1 protein-coding gene is annotated in these 223 nt (G+C 63.2%); it reads right to left on the reverse strand.

Annotated elements, in window-relative coordinates:
* Positions 1-187: PDC sensor domain-containing protein (locus E4K09_RS02825; protein ID WP_134495041.1), on the reverse strand; the 187-nt coding region annotated here is incomplete at its 3' end.
* Positions 188-223: the final 36 nt, after the last annotated feature.

Here is a 223-nt window from a genome sequence, read left to right on the forward strand (position 1 = left end):
TCCAGTAGAAATTGGGGCTGAACCGGCCGCTCGGGTCCGAATAGGGATCCGCCAGGAACGTCTTGTCCTGCCGGTCCATGGCGTCGGGCTCGAAGGCGAGCGTCATGCCGATGAGATTGGGCTGGACCTCCACGGCCCGCGCCAGAATCTCCGCAAGCTCGCCGCGCTCCACTTTGTAATCGTACACGATGGCTTCCGCCGTGGATCGCATGAGCGTTGCAGC

It is taken from the genome of Microvirga pakistanensis, from assembly GCF_004458765.1.
Lineage (GTDB): Bacteria > Pseudomonadota > Alphaproteobacteria > Rhizobiales > Beijerinckiaceae > Microvirga > Microvirga pakistanensis.